Below are 16296 nucleotides of genomic sequence, written 5' to 3' on the forward strand. Positions count from 1 at the left end.
CAATCTGGTACTGGCCAGTAGCATCTCTCAAATAGCACTCACTGTGAATTGAGGCGTTTGGATGTTTCGCGCTAGAAACCCCGACTCCATCAGGACTTAATCCTTCGACCTGTACAAATAGCCGGCCAGACACCATATTGAGACATCTAAGCGATTCCGAGCTTATGCTTAGCCTGGTCGACGACACCCCTAAGAAGATCAGCGTCGGAATCGGACATTTTTAGACTTTTTATACCAACCATCAGATCAACTGAACGACTTAATCCCTCAAGCATAAATCCAACCATCCCAACATCATCTGCATCTTTGAAATCATAAAACGGGAGCTGCACACGCACTTCAATAACGCTTCGCTGCTTATGATATTTTCTGACTTCAGGATAGCTATCTACAATATCATCCGGCATCATTATTGAGATATAGCTCCATGTACCCGCCCCACACTCAAGAGTAACGTCTCCGAGTAGATCAGACATGACAGCCGCCACCTTCCTCCGGGCGACCTGCGCACCCGGACCAACCAAAATATCCTGCTCACTTGAAGAATGAAATTTCATATAAGCCTTCTAATAATCACTATTATTGAGTGGCGATCTCTTCCCACCGCGCGCCGACTTATATGCAATAATCTTCTGATTTTGCCAGGCGTGCATTTCCCTTTTTGTTCCACCCGCCTATCGCTGCATGTAAACGTTGTTTTCAGATAGATATTTCTGAGTATACCGCCGCTCTCCGCGTATCGTTTCACCATACTTCATTACTTCATCAGTATCCGCATCTCTCAATGTGTAACCGATAGCAGGCTTAGGGTCTGTATGAAAAGTCTTGAGACGAAGGTCAGGCAAGGCGAAAACAGCCGAGGAAGCGGAGTTTACGGGTTGCAAATGAGCATTCGGAGGCGGTTTTCAACGCAGCATCACCGAGTATCAAGGCTTTTCGTACAGAGCCTAGTCAATGGTCATGCCGAGCACATAACAGCTACGTTAGGCGGAGAGATTTAAGTCAACCGGGCAACTAATCGGATCTTGAGAAACCAACTACCATCCCTCGGTTCGCGGCAGCGATAACGTTTGTAATGCAGCCAAGGAGCTAAGCTCCTCGACCGCAAATTGAAATCAGCACCCTACAAATGATGAGCTATTTTTTTGCCCATTTCTTAAACAACCCATCAACCTCTTTGGCCAAACCTAAAACTTTTTGCTCCGCAACCTCGTTCCCAATTCTCATATCCTCTGGAATCTCACTCATTCGACAACTGTCATTCGGACCAAAATACCCAGCCAGATGAGCGTTAACTCTGAACACAATATGATGCATTCGCCAGCATGTGGCGGCCTCGTAAGGGCTACAACTTGCGTACCCATGCTCACTTACTGGCTTAGGGTGTCGCACCCCACCAACCCTAAAGTCAGAATGATACTCCAGCGTTATATCTCTACAATTCGAAACCAATCTATCATAGGCTTCATCCCTAAACAAAATTCGCCATCTAGGTATCTCAGAAAATCGCATGGAGCATAAAATTGGCCTAAAAAGACGCTCTGTCATATCCACTTGCCCCAAAGTTTTCGGCGGCTCACGATAAAATTTTTTAAAAACCTCTATTAAAGCCCCTGCATTATGCTCAACATGTTCGATAAACCTAGCTAATACAAACCCAACCTCACCTGCTGGGGTGATCGCTGGAATGTAGAAAATATCGCCGGCTTGGACATCATTCCTTAAAAGCTTCATCATCTTACACCTTAAAGCTCACAAGTATTTTTTGATTTGATTCTTTCATATTCGGCGACATGCGATCTACCACGCTCGTCTTGCCTAGACTTATCAATCGGTTCAATGATATTCCCTGGGAACCCGGTTTTTGTATCATAAACCTCTCGATAGTACTGCTCCTGCCCCTTCGACTGTGTATAAGTAAGGCCTTCTGAGACTGGTTTCAACGCTGCATTACCTAACCGGCCTGACTGAGCATGCTGAGCCTCTCGCTTAAGCGGATCTTGTTTAGTATGTCCAATATATTAAGGCATCTCGTCATCTGGTTTATAAAGCCCATAAACGATATAGCCAGGTTCATTAAGCGGCGTTGGAGTGAGGCCTCGTGTGTCGACCCAAAATATTGGGTTCGGCGTGTACGCGAAGAGGTTTAGCCCTCCGGTATAACGAATAGGATCCTGACTAACAAACCGCCCAACCCTCGGATCATAGTACCGATACCGGTTGTAATGCAGCCCGGTCTCATGATCGTGGTACTGCCCCTGGAAGCGAATCGGGTTACTCATCCCAACCTGCTTGGCCCACTCCGAACGCTCCTCGCGCACGTCACCCCACGCCTTGTACTGCCCCGCCCACGCCACCTCTGCGTGGTGGTCGGTCAGCTCCATCGGCGTGCCGAGGTGATCGCACTGGTACCAGGCAATCGCATCGATCGGCTGCGGCTTCACTTCGTGTTGCCACAGCGGGTCCTGGTCGATGTCGTATTCGCGTCCACGCCAGTCCGGCTGCCGTAACAGGCGAATCGGTGCCTTGCGCAGCGCCTGCGCAACGGGCACGAAGCTGTCCGGTTCGTACAGGTAGTGCACGGTCCGCCCAGTCTCGCCTTCGTCCTGCGGTGGCGAGCTTTCCCAGGCGAGGTTGTCGCCATCCCAGCCGTACAGCGTGTAACCGCAACCCAGTTCGCGCTGGCGCTTGGCGCGTTGCATCTGGTTCCAGCCGCTGCCCGCACGGGGATCGTCGTAGTGATGCGCGGTCGAGTGTTTGTGCAGGCGACGGCCCAGCGCGTCGTAGCTGTACGCGACGCTGAGCTTGCCATCGTCGAAGCACCTGGCACCAACTCTGACTGTAAGCCCCCGAAATAGTTAAATAATGAGTCTGAGCAGCGCAGTTTTTCCTCTTGGTGGCTTAACTAGCGCTGTGTTCCAATTACCAAACGCCGTCTCATTTTAAAAGTCATTAAAAACGAACGAGAGGCGTATCCACATGGAAGATTTTGCTCAAAGCGCTATATATGTCATTCACATCCTCTGAAACCCCAGAAGTATTCACCTCAATTGCCTTTATAGGCTTAACCCAATCACAAGAGCCGACAAAGTTAAAAATTATTCTATCTGAAAAAATCTCTACTCTGTCCACCCCCCCATAACCTGCAACGCCAGGGTTTCCAATTTCAACATAGTAAGTATCCAGCCCTAACTCCTGATCCTGCTCATCCACCTCATCAGATCTTTGGAGGATAATAAAGTCCACTGGATCCTCAGAATCATCTGCAAGGCCGACCGTTAACACATCATACTCATGATCCGCATGAAAGGTATTTGCTGAAAACTTTTTGTCCATAGTCACCCTCGTTACCGCCCTTCACCGGCGATCCATGTTTTAGTTTCACCGTTTTCTGACCAGGTATACTTGACTATTGCTCCTGACGTTGCTGAAGCCTTGTTCATTTTACCTTTGCACGAAGGACATGGAGGGTACTGCCCATCAATCACCATAACATCCCCCTGCTGCAGTGGTATCTGTTTTACTGCTCTAGCCTCCGTATGTGTGGCCAGAGAACTTCTTGGAAATCCTAAGGCTCTTTCTTCCTCAGTCATGTTTCCACTGTAAAGAACACATGAGACAATGTTGTGTTGACCTTCAGCATCATGCACATTTACCACTGCAGTGTGAACGCCTTTGCCACTGCCGAATTTGTTGAGCCCCAGTGGATCAATCCACTCCACAGGGTTCGGCGCATAGGTATACAGGTTTAAACCGCCGCCGTAGCTGATCGGATCCTGGTTCACGAACCGCCCAGCCCTCGGATCATAGTACCGATACCGGTTGTAATGCAGCCCGGTCTCATGATCGTGGTACTACCCCTGGAAGCGAATCGGGTTGCTCATCCCAACCTGCTTGGCCCACTCCGAGCGCACCTCGCGCACGTCACCCCACGCCTTGTACTGCCCCGCCCACGCCACCTCTCCGTGGTGGTCGGTCAGCTCCATCGGCGTACCGAGGTAATCGCACTGGTACCAGGCAATCGCATCGATCGGCTGCGGTTTCACTTCGTGCTGCCACAGCGGGTCCTGGTCGATGTCGTATTCGCGTCCACGCCAGTCCGGCTGCCGTAACAAGCGAATCGGTGCCTTGCGCAGCGCCTGCGCAACGGGCACGAAGCTGTCCGGTTCGTACAGGTAGTGCACGGTCCGCCCAGTCTCGCCTTCGTCCTGCGGTGGCGAGCTTTCCCAGGCGAGGTTGTCGCCATCCCAGCCGTACAGGGTGTAACCGCAACCCAGTTCGCGCTGGCGCTTGGCGCGTTGCATCTGGTTCCAGCCGCTGCCCGCACGGGGATCGTCGTAGTGATGCGCGGTCGAGTGTTTGTGCAGGCGACGGCCCAGCGCGTCGTAGCTGTATGCCACGCTGAGCTTGCCATCGTCGAAGCGGACCAGACGGTCGAACAGGTCCCAGGTCAGGCGGGCCTTGTCGCCGTTGTGCAGGCGGTGGATGAGGTTGCCGCGTTCGTCGTACTGGTAATGCGTGCCGGCGTACTCGCGCAGCAGGTTGTCCATCAGCTTGTTGCGACGCGGGTCGCTTTCCAGCGGGCGGTTGAGTTCCTGGGTCTTCTGGTCCAGCAGGTTGCCGGCTGGGTCGAAGGCGAAGGTCTCGACACCCAGGCGACTGGTGGCTTGCAGCAGGCGGCCTTCGGCATCGCGTTCGAAACGCTCTTCGGTGTCGTAATGGACTGGAAAAGAATACGGCGCAGTTGTTCAGTCTGTTTGGGTTGGCCAATCTGGTACTGGCCAAGCGGTATTTGCAACGGACGGCGGGATAAGTCCGTCTAAAAGGCGGGGCTGGCCCGCTAACTCAGCAAAATCAGGGTAGAAATCGGCCCAAGAAACACAGAGTAAGGCCAGTAGGTTGGAAAAACCGGCTTGAAAAATGGGGACGGTAAGAAATGGCTAATTGTTCAGCGTCTCCGTATCGAAATGATGACGGCAATGATAGCCAAGCACCATGAAAGCCCATCCTTAACTCAATAGTCGGGTGTTGCACTCAGCCTCTGAAACCGCCTACCAAAAAGCACAGAAAGGCGAGCTAAAAACCTATTATTCAAAGTTCAAGCCCGCCCTCTGAACCCTCTATGACTTTCTAATTTCGGCCAAGGCTTTCTCCAGCGCACTGATATTCCCAGGATCATTAAATCTACCTTTTGATTTAGCCCATCGACTTACAGCGCTTTTAGGCCCTTCAACAAGTTTATTGCCTTCCTCAGTAATCTCGCTTTTCATGATCACACGCTTCACAACCCGCCCTTCCTCATCAGTAACTCGGCATTTCAGAAGACCATTACGCTCCATAAAAATGAAGAGATTCTCCGTCGATAGCTCAATATTTTTCTGCCAGTCCGGAGCACTCCTATAGGCCGAAATCAACACATCGATATCCCAAACTGGATAGTCACTTGTCATTACAACCTCCTTTCTACTTGAGACAACCCTGCAACCGGCACCAGCTTCCCAGTAGTTCTATCTCTAATAAATGTCCCACCACTCGTGAGAATTCGACTTTCTTTCATTTGCTGATCATATTTATCAGCAGTCAAACTTGTTACCTCATAAGTCGTTGCCTGCCTATTCTCAATAACAGCCGTGCCCACCCTACGCCGCTCACCGCTTTCAGGATCCCTGACAGATTTCCCGCTTGCATCCCGCAGATAACACTCACTCTGAATAGTCGCATTTGGATGCTGAGTTTTAATTTCCGCATTGAATTCCTGATGGCGGCGATCCCCATCAATCGCATTCTTGATCCGCTTCAGTCCCCACGGATCGATCCAATCAATAGGGTTCGAAACATACTCATAGAGGTTGAAACCACCAACGTAGCTAATCGGATCCTGGCTCACAAACCGCCCGACCCTCGGATCATAGTACCGATACCGGTTGTAATGCAGCCCGGTCTCATGATCGTGGTACGGCCCCCTGGAAGCGAATCGGGTTGCTCATCCCAACCTGCTTGGCCCACTCCGAACGCTCCTCGCGCACTTCCCCCCAACGCCTTGTACTGCCCCGCCCACGCCACCTCTCCGTGGTGGTCAGTCAGCTCCATCGGCGTACCGAGGTGATCGCACTGGTACCAGGCAATCGCATCGATCGGCTGCGGTTTCACTTCGTGCTGCCACAGCGGGTCCTGGTCGATGTCGTATTCGCGTCCACGCCAGTCCGGCTGCCGTAACAAGCGAATCGGTGCCTTGCGCAGCGCCTGCGCAACGGGCACGAAGCTGTCCGGTTCGTACAGGTAGTGCACGGTCCGCCCAGTCTCGCCTTCGTCCTGCGGTGGCGAGCTTTCCCAGGCGAGGTTGTCGCCATCCCAGCCGTACAGCGTGTAACCGCAACCCAGTTCGCGCTGGCGCTTGGCGCGTTGCATCTGGTTCCAGCCGCTGCCCGCACGGGGATCGTCGTAGTGATGCGCGGTCGAGTGTTTGTGCAGGCGACGGCCCAGCGCGTCGTAGCTGTATGCCACGCTGAGCTTGCCATCGTCGAAGCGGACCAGACGGTCGAACAGGTCCCAGGTCAGGCGGGCCTCGTCGCCGTTGTGCAGGCGGTGGATGAGGTTGCCGCGTTCGTCGTACTGGTAATGCGTGCCGGCGTACTCGCGCAGCAGGTTGTCCATCAGCTTGTTGCGACGCGGGTCGCTTTCCAGCGGGCGGTTGAGTTCCTCGGTCTTCTGGTCCAGCAGGTTGCCGGCCGGGTCGAAGGCGAAGGTCTCGACACCCAGGCGACTGGTGGCTTGCAGCAGGCGGCCCACCGGGTCGTACTGATAGGCCAGGTGACCACGGCGGGTGTCGTGGATGTCGGTCAGCTGGCCGACGGCATCGTATTGATACTGGCGCTTGAGCAACGTGGACTTGCCGTCGTGGCTACCCAGCCATTGCGCCTGCAGGCGACCCGCCGGGTCCCACGCCTGGGTCTGCATCAGCTGGTTGCCCTGGTGCCGGACCACCTCACGGTGCAGAGCATCGCGCTCGTAGGCCAGCAGCTCATGCTGGTCAAGGGTCATGCCCAGCACGTGACCGCTGCCGTAGGTGAGCGTGCTGACTTTGTAGCCACGACGTGCGCAGGTTCGGTTCCGTCCTCGTACAAAGTGTACACGCCATTACAGACCTATTTTTACAATGGGTGACCGAAAGGAGCGTAAGAACTAAAACCTATCCATCACCCATCAGACTTCACACCAAAGCTTTACAAAAACCAAAAATCAAAACTTTAATTAAACTTAAAACAAACCGCACCTAAACAAGTAGGCACAGCCCGCCAAACATATAAAAATCGCGCATACTATTGACGTACCTTGCCGTACTCATAATCCAACCAGCCTTCTTCGCTCTTTACCTCCAAATACTTGACAACCTCATCAAAATCAACCTCCCGAGGAACGTTTACTGAGAAAAATTTTTTACTCATTCCTTCCCAAGAACAGCCCATATTGGAAATCTCGGCCATGATCAAACCTGGCACACTTTCATCGCCATCAAAAAATATAATCCTAATTGTACTATTACCCTCATCAGCCACCACAGCAACGAAAACGGCCTCACCATCACTTCCCTTTGAGGTACTCACCTCGTCCTCAAAACACACCTCCTTTGAGTAGAACGGTATATTCTTTATTCTATAAAGATTTCCGTCTTTTTTTTCAGCCCATACACTTTCAACCCCAACCCGGGGGTAGCCATCAACAACATTCAAGCTAATAAAAACCTTTTCCATTAGCACCACCTATATTTCACAAGAATCACTTTTCTCTAGATTACAGACCCTACACAGAACCTGTCCATTCTCTGGAGTTCCCGAACCGCCCTTTGCCTTAGGAATCACGTGATCAACATGTGCCTCATTGTCAGGAGGTCTCACACCCCGCTCATGCCTGACTGCACTGAACGCCTGCACGCTGCAGCTCTCGCAAGTCAAGTGACCATAACGGTCAATATTTTCTTGTTTACTCTCTTCCCAGCCTTTGTAAAATCTTTACCAGGCCTACTACCTGGTCCACTTATTCGAGCAAGACCCAACGGATCAAGCCACTCCGTCGGATTATCCGCATAGCTATATAGATTTATCCCTCCCATATAGCTTATTGGATCTTGACTTAGGAACCGCCCAACCCTCGGATCATAGTACCGATACCGGTTGTAATGCAGCCCCGTCTCATGATCGTGGTACTGCCCCTGGAAGCGAATCGGGTTGCTCATCCCAACCTGCTTGGCCCACTCCGAGCGCACCTCGCGCACGTCACCCCACGCCTTGTACTGCCCCGCCCACGCCACCTCTCCGTGGTGGTCGGTCAGCTCCATCGGCGTACCGAGGTGATCGCACTGGTACCAGGCAATCGAATCGATCGGCTGCGGCTTCACTTCGTGTTGCCACAGCGGGTCCTGGTCGATGTCGTATTCGCGTCCACGCCAGTCCGGCTGCCGTAACAGGCGAATCGGTGCCTTGCGCAGCGCCTGCGCAACGGGCACGAAGCTGTCCGGTTCGTACAGGTAATGCACGGTCCGCCCGGTTTCGCCTTCGTCCTGCGGCGGCGAGCTTTCCCAGGCGAGGTTGTCGCCATCCCAGCCGTAGAGGGTGTAACCGCAACCCAGTTCGCGCTGGCGCTTGGCGCGTTGCATCTGGTTCCAGCCGCTGCCCGCACGGGGATCGTCGTAGTGATGCGCGGTCGAGTGTTTGTGCAGGCGACGGCCCAGGGCGTCGTAGCTGTACGCGACGCTGAGCTTGCCATCGTCGAAGCGGACCAGACGGTCGAACAGGTCCCAGGTCAGGCGGGCTTTGTCGCCGTTATGCAGGCGGTGGATGAGGTTGCCGCGTTCGTCGTACTGGTAATGCGTGCCGGCGTACTCGCGCAGCAGGTTGTCCATCAGCTTGTTGCGACGCGGGTCGCTTTCCAGCGGGCGGTTGAGTTCCTGGGTCTTCTGGTCCAGCAGGTTGCCGGCCGGGTCGAAGGCGAAGGTCTCGACACCCAGGCGACTGGTGGCTTGCAGCAGGCGGCCCACCGGGTCGTACTGATAGGCCAGGTGACCACGGCGGGTGTCGTGGATGTCGGTCAGCTGGCCGACGGCATCGTATTGATACTGGCGCTTGAGCAACGTGGACTTGCCGTCGTGGCTACCCAGCCATTGCGCCTGCAGGCGACCCGCCGAGTCCCACGCCTGGGTCTGCATCAGCTGGTTGCCCTGATGCCGGACCACCTCACGGTGCAGAGCATCGCGCTCGTAGGCCAGCAGCTCATGCTGGTCAAGGGTCATGCCCAGCACGTGACCGCTGCCGTAGGTGAGCGTGCTGACCTTATGGCCATCGGGGCGAAGGGTCACCGTGCTCAGGTTTCTACGACCATCCAGCTGGTCCTACCGACATCTACATTGTCCTAATTCCAGCTAATGCTTTCTCCAAAACGCTCAAGTTGCTAGAGATTGTCAAGTCTGGTTTTTCACTAGACCATATACCCTCATAATTTTTGACCTTTCAACCAGCCTACTTACCTTTCCTGCAAGCTCACTCTCATAACCACACCCCTAACAAACGCGCCTTTACATTCAGTTACGCGACCATTCAGAATACAATCTAACAGACAAATAGAAAATTCCTTACTGTCTACTTGCTCCGCCCAGCCAGAAGCAATTTCACACACCCCACCAACAGATCAATCCAGCAAGCAGGTGACTCATTGAACGATACATTCTCTTCAAGCGCCGCCCTCCAATTACCGAGGTAGATGAAAGTGATATTGGCGCAATGGCGAGCCTCGTAACCCACTAATTCCTATTAAAGGTAAGAAGCTAGTAGTTTGAAACCTTTAAGATACTCGCGAGCCATCTCAAGTTCAGCCTCTTCTAACGCCCACACGGAGAAACCTTTCTGGACTGAGCATTCGCCATACCGCTCCATCGCTTGGGTGAGAGCCTGCCGTTTATCGTGCGGCAAGGCCTCAATCTTCCGGCTTGAGTACATATTCAGTTGGTAAATATCTCGAATATATGAGCCCGTGTCATTGGACCATTGTTTTTTCATCCAAGCCCCAGCCTCAGATCGTCGCCCCCACATAAGTGGATGAATTTCATCAGGCATATAGATACCTCTCGCATACCCGGTACCATATGCGTGAGTCTCGACATATGCATAGGCGTAGTCATATGCTTCAACAACATGACCCATCATCAAAAATGAGTCAAGGAGGTCACTTAATCGAATTTTTTCTTTATTAGCAGAGAGCATTAAGCCCGTACCGTTAGAAAAAACCACGGAAAAATCAGAGTTCAGCACCTCACTAACCTCACCTTTTCTCCACTTGCGCTCAGAGTACAACTCTATTGCTTCTAACTTCCCCAAACTCAAGTCTTGTAAATATTTTTTTTCATTAAACTTCACAACCTTACCGCCACTGCCGCCAGATCGCTCAACGTCACCACGCTCAGAAATCCATCGTTTTACATCAGGGTAAACTGACAGCAGATTTGTTTTGACATCTGAAACAGAATGAGCCACCAAAAAACAGTAATAATCCATACTCAATTCTTCCTTAAAGTTTTTCCAGTAGCAGTATAGTCCCCTGCACGAGCCCCGAGGCCTTGTAGAGTTATTCTTCCCTTCGCCTCAAGCCTAGTCAGTTGGTCAGTCGGAGATGGTACTTCAACAATATCCACCCTACCATCTTTACGAAGCCCGGTTACATCTGGACGAGTAATAGGATCAGTTGGCACACCTGTTACGGTCTTGACTGCTACGTTAACACCAACTTTCTCATAATCACCACTTTTAGCCATCTGCAGAGCAATATCTTCGGACAGTTGCGCATGACCATCACCACCAGTCTTCTGCCCAGTACCGATAATTGGACAGCCATTAACGAGTCTTACTGGCTGCTTTTTCGCTAATCCAAGAGGATCAATCCACTCCACAGGGTTCGGCGCATAGGCAAACAGGTTTAAACCGCCGCCGTAGCTAATCGGGTCCTGGCTCACAAACCGCCCAACCCTCGGATCATAGTACCGATACCGGTTGTAATGCAGCCCGGTCTCGTGATCGTGGTACTGCCCCTGGAAGCGAATCGGGTTGCTCATCCCAATCTGCCTGGCCCAGTCCGAACGCACCTCGCGCACGTCACCCCACGCCTTGTACTGCCCCGCCCACGCCACCTCTCCGTGGTGGTCGGTCAGCTCCATCGGCGTACCGAGGTGATCGCACTGGTACCAGGCAATCGCATCGATCGGCTGCGGTTTCACTTCGTGCTGCCACAGCGGGTCCTGGTCGATGTCGTATTCGCGTCCACGCCAGTCCGGCTGCCGTAACAGGCGAATCGGTGCCTTGCGCAGCGCCTGCGCAACGGGCACGAAGCTGTCCGGTTCGTACAGGTAATGCACCGTCCGCCCGGTCTCCCCTTCGTCCTGCGGCGGCGAGCTTTCCCAGGCGAGGTTGTCGCCATCCCAGCCGTACAGGGTGTAACCGCAACCCAGTTCGCGCTGGCGCTTGGCGCGTTGCATCTGGTTCCAGCCGCTGCCCGCACGGGGATCGTCGTAATGATGCGCGGTCGAGTGTTTGTGCAGGCGACGGCCCAGGGCGTCGTAGCTGTATGCCACGCTGAGCTTGCCATCGTCGAAGCGGACCAGACGGTCGAACAGGTCCCAGGTCAGGCGGGCCTTGTCGCCGTTGTGCAGGCGGTGGATGAGGTTGCCGCGTTCGTCGTACTGGTAATGCGTGCCGGCGTACTCGCGCAGCAGGTTGTCCATCAGCTTGTTGCGACGCGGGTCGCTTTCCAGCGGGCGGTTGAGTTCCTGGGTCTTCTGGTCCAGCAGGTTGCCGGCTGGGTCGAAGGCGAAGGTCTCGACACCCAGGCGACTGGTGGCTTGCAGCAGGCGGCCCACCGGGTCGTACTGATAGGCCAGGTGACCACGGCGGGTGTCGTGGATGTCGGTCAGCTGGCCGACGGCATCGTATTGATACTGGCGCTTGAGCAACGTGGACTTGCCGTCGTGGCTACCCAGCCATTGCTCCTGCAGGCGACCTGCCGGGTCCCACGCCTGGGTCTGCATCAGCTGGTTGCCCTGGTGCCGGACCACCTCACGGTGCAGAGCATCGCGCTCATAGGCCAGCAGCTCATGCTGGTCAAGGGTCATGCCCAGCACATGACCGCTGCCGTAGGTGAGCGTGCTGACCTTATGGCCATCGGGACGAATCGTCGCCGTGCGCAGGTTCAGCGCGTCGTACTCGTGCTTCCACACCGCGACCATCGGCACAGCGGTCTTGAGGTAGTACTGATGCTCGCGAGTGAGGTTGCCCGCTTCGTCATGGAACCATTGCAACTTGCTGTCGGCATTGATGGCCTGGATCAGCTTGCCGTTGCCGTCGTAGGCAAAGGTTTCTTCCTGGCGCTGGTCGCCCTGGCGGGCCGTGCGCGAGGCCAGACGCCCGACGGCATCGAAGGTGATGTCGATCCGGCGTTGACCGACCTGGGTGCTGGCCAGTCGACCGCTGTCCGGGTCGTACTGGTAGCGGGTGACCAAACCATCGAAGCCCTTTTCTTCCAGCAGGCGGCCGACCGGGTCGTACAGGAACGTGGCCTTGCTGTCGTTCTCGTTCTCCAGCCCGATCAGGCGGCCCAGCTTGTCCCAGCGGTAGCGCAAGCTGTGCTCGTTGGCGTCGACCCGTTCGACCAGTTTGCCGGCCGCGTCGTAGGACCAGGTGGTGCAGCGGTCCAGCGCGTCGACGTGGGCCAACAGGCGGCCTTCGGCATCGCGTTCGAAACGCTCTTCGGTGTTGTCGGGGTGGGTGACTTTCGCCAGCTGACCGGCCTTGTACGCGTAGGTGGTCTTGTTGCCCGCCGCATCGGTGAACAGCACCAGACGACCGACGTCGTCGTACTCCCATTGACTGGTCTTGCCCGAGCAGTCGGTGTACTCGATCAGCTGGTCCGCCGCGTTGTACGCCAGCTTCTTCTCGTTGCCGTTGGCATCCTTGATCGCCTTCACCAGGCCCGAAGGCGTGTAGGCGAATTCGGTCTTGTTGCCCAGCGGGTCGGTGGTTTCGACCAGGTTGCCTTTCCGGTCGTAATCACGCAGCCACAGGCCGCCTTCTGCGTCGCGGATCTTGATCGGGTGACGACGGTCGTCGTAGGCAAAGTGCGTCTTGCTGTGGTCGGCACGGATATGGCGAATGACGCTGCCTTGATCGTCGTAGTCGTAGCGGTCTTCGCTGCCATCGGCGTGCACGTGGCGCAGGAGCTTCTTGCGCTCATCGCGGAACAGCCACTCGGAGCGTTCGTCCGGGTAGCGGATGCGATACAGGTGGCCCTGGATATCGTAGTAGTACCAGGTCTCCTGGCCGTGAGCGTCGGTGACGTAGGTCAGGCGGATGTTCTCGTCCCACGCCAGACGCGTGTCGTAGCTGCCGTCGTCGGCCCATTCATGGATGGCCTTGGCCTGGGCGCTGCTGCCCTCCCATTCCAGGTTCATGCCGCGCCCGGTGCGGTCGGTGTAGCGGGTAACCAGGTGGTGCTGATACTGGTAATGCCAGGCGGCGCCGTTCTCGTCCTGGGCGGCGATCAGGTCGCCTTGGTCGTCGTAGTGGTAGGCGCACAGCTGACGAAGCGGCTGGCCATCGCGCATTTCCCACAGGCCTTTGATATGGCCGTGATCATCGATCAGGGTGCCGAGGTGACGTAGGACGTTCTTCGCATCACCCTGGAAGGTGATGATGTCGGACAGCACCGGGCGGCCTTCGTGGCGATGCTCGTAATGCAGCATGCAGCCGGCGTCGTTCTCCAGCAGGATCTTGCGCAGGTAATAACGATCGCCCACGCGCAGGTAGTATTCCTTGCGCACGAACCCACGGCAGATCACCAGTTCGCTGTCGGTGCTGCGCACCAGCAGCAAGTCTTCGATGGCGTTGAACAGCGCCTTGCCGACCTTGGGCAGCTCGAATGCGTGGCTGCGGCCGTCGAAGTCGTGGAACAGCACGCCTTTGCCGACGATGTCGATGCGGGTGGTGAACTCGGTTACCCAACGAGCGCCCAGGCTGCCCTGGTCGTACTCGGCCAGGCGCGAGTGGTAGATCCGCTCCCACTCGATGGGAAATGGGCCAGGCAAGCTGAAATCGGTGTGCTGAATGAATTCCGAGCCCAGCGAGAAGCTGATGCTGTGGCCGGTACGGGCCTTCGGTTCAGCGGGGCACGGTGGACGCTTGGGGCTTGGGGTCTGCTCGGCTGGGGCCTGTTTACCCACGACAGCAAGCTCACCCTTGCTCTGCTCCCGCTCCACCTTGGTCACGGTATCCGGCTTGGCCACCCCTGGCTGGCCGTTCTTGTGGCGGCTGCGGAAGCCTGCCACCGCCCCACCCAGCACCGTCAGCATCCAACCGATGCTCATCTGCGTCGCAGGATCGGACAGCTTGTTCAGCTGCGTGGCCATTTCCCCGCCCAGCGCTCGCAGCTGCCCGGTATTGGCCAGCACGCTGTTCTTGATGTCATCGGGCAACAGCTTGCTGGTAGCGCTGTTGGCCATGCCTTTACCAGCCGCCTTGCAGGCGCTGTGCACCGCCCCGAAGAAGTTGCTGATCGCCGCCTTGGGGTCGTTGAGCAACTGGTCGCTGGCGGCTGCCATCTGCTTGCTCGCCGCCGCCTTGTCGCCCTGGGCGTCGAGTTGGCCGAGCACGACTTTCTCCAGGCCCGTGGCAATTTCGCCAGTCACCTTGGTACCCAGATCGCCCGCGTCCTTGAGAATGCCGGCGATCTTTGGCTGTGCCTGGGTCACAAAGTCGTCGAGGGTCCCGGCGATGGTGGCGTTGAGGTGGCCCATCAGCACCGTGATCAGCGAGTCGCCCAGCAGCATCTTGGCGCTGTTGCGCAGCTCCTGGCGGACCAGGAACAAGGTCGGGCGCAAGCTCATGCGGGCGGCTGCCATGGTCGGCGGCGCCGGCAATACGCCGATCAGGTTGATGCCCAGGCTGACCCAATCGAGCACCTGGCGGTGCTTGCTCTTGACCAGGGTGACCACATCGCCCAGGGCGTCGACCAGGGCCATGATGTTGCCCACCACCGGCAAGGCACCGGCCACGGTCTTGATCCGTTCGAGGGTGACGTAGCCGCTGCTGACCGACTGCAACCAGGCGTCGAAGGCGGCGGCGCCGCGGCCCACGTCCTTGGCGTCGATGGTGTTGAGCGGGGCGACCGCGACTTGCGCTTCGCGTTGCTTGGATTCGCCACTCATGCCAGCACCTCACTGCCCAGCGGCCGCTTGGCCGGGTTGGCGGGAGGGCTCAGGCCGTGCAGGCCACGGCCGGCATCGCCGAGCTGGAGGAAAGCGGGTTTGTGCAGCAGGCGTTCCAGGTCCAGCGAAGGGCGTTCGCTGACCAGCTCGAGGTCAATGGCATAGGCGTGGCTGATGGCTTCCGTGCCGTTGAAGGCGAGGACCTGGAAATCGTGCTCCAGGCCGTCGATGTGCAAGCTGAAATGGGTCTGGTTCGCGGCGGCAAACATCCCTGTCCTCCTTTAGGAAAACGTAGTGAAAACGACCGCAGCCCGCCGCGCGAACGCGGCAGGCAGCGGTGTGATCCAGGTTTAGCCTGCGACCGGAACGCGCCAGTCGTCGGAACCGGAAGTCCCGGAGACCTCGTGGGTCCAGGTGATCTTGCGGTAGGTGAAGTACACGTCTTCCAGGTGGGTGAAGTGGGCGTTGGCCGGGTCCTGGCAGTTGTGCATGTAGTCCTTCATGTCGACGATGATCGCGTCTTCCAGGACGGTGGTGTAGTAGTGCTCCTGGGTGCCGGCGGCCGAGGTGCGGTACCACTTGATCTCGACCTTGGTCATGCGCTCGCCGGAGGTCAGGGCCGCCAGCAGCAGTGGCGAGGCCTTGTCGAAGACCTTGGTGATCTTCACCGGTTTGTGCACGCGCTGGCCGGTCGGTTGGCCGGACTGCGGATCACGGGGGATGATCACCTGGTGGTCGAAGCCCTGGACCATCACCTGGTCTTCGTGGCCTTCCTGGTAGGTGTTGCCCACCGAATCGGCGGTGAACGCGCCAGCGGTGATCAGGCCTTGTTTTTCGCCGGTGACGGACATGTACGCGGGTGTTGCCATAGTGCTGCTCTCCTTGCTGTGGATAAGTGCCTTTTTCGGCAGCTAATTGCCGGTCAATCGGGTCTTGATATGACAAAAGTCGTGCCAACTTGAGGAAAAGCCTTATAGATCAAGGCCTGCAGCGATCCACGCTGAAAATCGGGGAGCTTTTTCGGAAAAAACCACGGGAAAAGTGCGCAACTTCTTGCG

At 56.1% G+C, this 16296-nt stretch carries 9 protein-coding genes and 5 pseudogenes; all 14 read right to left on the reverse strand.

From position 1 onward, the window contains the following. Positions 1-146: 146 nt before the first annotated feature. On the reverse strand, positions 147-557 hold the full coding sequence (locus VXM67_RS18815) for a hypothetical protein (protein WP_023381476.1): 411 nt from the start codon (positions 555-557) through the stop codon (positions 147-149). A 580-nt stretch (positions 558-1137) separates the two neighbouring features. Then, entirely contained in the window at positions 1138-1737 is a 600-nt protein-coding gene (locus VXM67_RS18820) for a hypothetical protein (RefSeq protein ID WP_148299923.1), read from the reverse strand. Positions 1738-1745: 8 nt separating this feature from the next. Continuing rightward, positions 1746-2819: pseudogene (locus VXM67_RS18825) on the reverse strand (RHS repeat-associated core domain-containing protein); the annotation flags it as partial. Positions 2820-2952: 133 nt separating this feature from the next. Beyond that, the gene (locus VXM67_RS18830) at positions 2953-3336 is read right to left on the reverse strand and encodes an Imm10 family immunity protein (protein ID WP_367237282.1); all 384 of its coding nucleotides are present in this window, start codon (positions 3334-3336) and stop codon (positions 2953-2955) included. Between the two features lie 11 nt (positions 3337-3347). After that, positions 3348-4682 (reverse strand): annotated as a pseudogene (locus tag VXM67_RS18835) (RHS repeat-associated core domain-containing protein); the annotation flags it as partial. Positions 4683-5120: 438 nt separating this feature from the next. Next, the gene (locus VXM67_RS18840) at positions 5121-5450 is read right to left on the reverse strand and encodes a hypothetical protein (protein ID WP_023381481.1); all 330 of its coding nucleotides are present in this window, start codon (positions 5448-5450) and stop codon (positions 5121-5123) included. Between the two features lie 341 nt (positions 5451-5791). Next, positions 5792-7089 (reverse strand): annotated as a pseudogene (locus VXM67_RS18845) (RHS repeat-associated core domain-containing protein); the annotation flags it as partial. A gap of 230 nt (positions 7090-7319) precedes the next feature. Next, positions 7320-7751: a DUF4265 domain-containing protein gene (locus tag VXM67_RS18850; RefSeq protein WP_367237283.1), complete on the reverse strand. Its 432-nt coding sequence runs from the start codon at positions 7749-7751 to the stop codon at positions 7320-7322. A 9-nt stretch (positions 7752-7760) separates the two neighbouring features. Next, a complete protein-coding gene (locus VXM67_RS18855; protein ID WP_274519659.1) occupies positions 7761-7931 on the reverse strand; it encodes an HNH endonuclease in 171 nt (56 codons plus the stop codon). A gap of 110 nt (positions 7932-8041) precedes the next feature. Beyond that, positions 8042-9349 (reverse strand): annotated as a pseudogene (locus VXM67_RS18860) (RHS repeat-associated core domain-containing protein); the annotation flags it as partial. A gap of 454 nt (positions 9350-9803) precedes the next feature. Then, positions 9804-10544, reverse strand: coding sequence for a hypothetical protein (locus VXM67_RS18865; RefSeq protein ID WP_367237284.1), 741 nt, complete (start codon positions 10542-10544; stop codon positions 9804-9806). A gap of 2 nt (positions 10545-10546) precedes the next feature. Then, a complete protein-coding gene (locus tag VXM67_RS18870) occupies positions 10547-15238 on the reverse strand; it encodes an RHS repeat-associated core domain-containing protein (RefSeq protein WP_367237285.1) in 4692 nt (1563 codons plus the stop codon). 50 nt (positions 15239-15288) lie between these two features. Next, positions 15289-15507, reverse strand: a pseudogene (locus VXM67_RS18875) (type VI secretion system tip protein VgrG); the annotation flags it as partial. Positions 15508-15588: 81 nt separating this feature from the next. Beyond that, positions 15589-16107: an Hcp family type VI secretion system effector gene (locus VXM67_RS18880; RefSeq protein WP_023381485.1), complete on the reverse strand. Its 519-nt coding sequence runs from the start codon at positions 16105-16107 to the stop codon at positions 15589-15591. Between the last annotated feature and the right edge of the window lie 189 nt (positions 16108-16296).

The sequence above is a fragment of the Pseudomonas sp. Rh2 genome (assembly GCF_040762985.1).
Lineage (GTDB): Bacteria > Pseudomonadota > Gammaproteobacteria > Pseudomonadales > Pseudomonadaceae > Aquipseudomonas > Aquipseudomonas taiwanensis.